Genomic DNA, 1,077 nt, shown 5'->3' with positions numbered 1-1,077 from the left:
TTTGACAAGGAGCAGCTTGTATATAGGCAGCTCCTTTATTTTTAATACCAGCCTCTTCTTGCAGCATTAATAATGGACCCGAGATTAAGAACCAGCGTATATCGGATACGTTTTGCATAATCTTTAAATCCAGGTTCAAATCCCAATGAAGATTGTATCGGAAAATAAACTTCCAGGAAATCCGGGATGATTCTTACTTTAATTCCACTATCCCAGATGAATTTAGCAGAACGATCCTTATTTTTATAGATCCCGGCATCAGCATATACATGAAATATTTTCCAAATGCTGGAGTCTATATTTGCAGAAGTAATCCATTGATTAACCGTTCCCGGAAGAAATGATTTAAACCCGCCGTCAGCTAAAATAAACTGTTGCGAAAGAAGGCCACTGCTGGCACTTTCTCCTAAAAGATTATAAGAGAATGTATAGTTGGAGACCCTTGAAATCCCATAGTTGAATAAATCATTGCGGGTATCGTTTCTAAGAAAATATCCTGCAAACAAACGGACACTTAGCTTTTGCCTTGGAGCAAATTCCCATCTGTAAAACCCTTCAGCTGTAATTTTATTGAAATCTTCCATACCTTGTGCACTCAGGCTGAAACTTTTTTCATGAATCATTTGACTGTCACTATAGCTATATCCCAATCCCCAAAGATTATATTTTTTGTAATCATCATTGGCAATCATTGCAGGGCTCAGATCTCTTTCAAAATAATTGTAGGAAACCCCAAGACTTCTGCTCACCGTACTCCTTGGATTTTTTCTAAAGTTAAGGGTTGAAAATACAGAACCTTTTCTGTATGCTAAGTCATAATCGTAATGGAAGTAAGATCCGGAAACACCAAATGTAATACTTCTGAACATACTTTCAGCAGGCAGGAAAGAGTAGGATACGCCTCCTGAACCCGTCAGTTTTCCTGTTCCGGTACTGTAAGTTGGGGTAAATGAGTACAGGAATTTCTGATCAAAAAACGATTGGTTTTTAAAGTTAGCTCCTAATAAAAACTTATCATAAGTATTGTTGAATCTGATCCTAGGACTTACGTAAATTTCGTTATATTCAGGATTTGGA

1 pseudogene is annotated in these 1,077 nt (G+C 37.1%); it reads right to left on the bottom strand.

From position 1 onward, the window contains the following. Positions 1 to 41: 41 nt before the first annotated feature. A pseudogene (locus BBH99_RS11950) lies at positions 42 to 1,077 on the bottom strand (aminopeptidase); the annotation flags it as partial.

It is taken from the genome of Chryseobacterium contaminans, assembly GCF_001684955.1.
Taxonomy (GTDB): domain Bacteria; phylum Bacteroidota; class Bacteroidia; order Flavobacteriales; family Weeksellaceae; genus Chryseobacterium; species Chryseobacterium contaminans.
The sequence above is the reverse complement of the archived record's forward strand: the minus strand, read 5'-3'. Positions and strand labels throughout refer to the sequence as shown.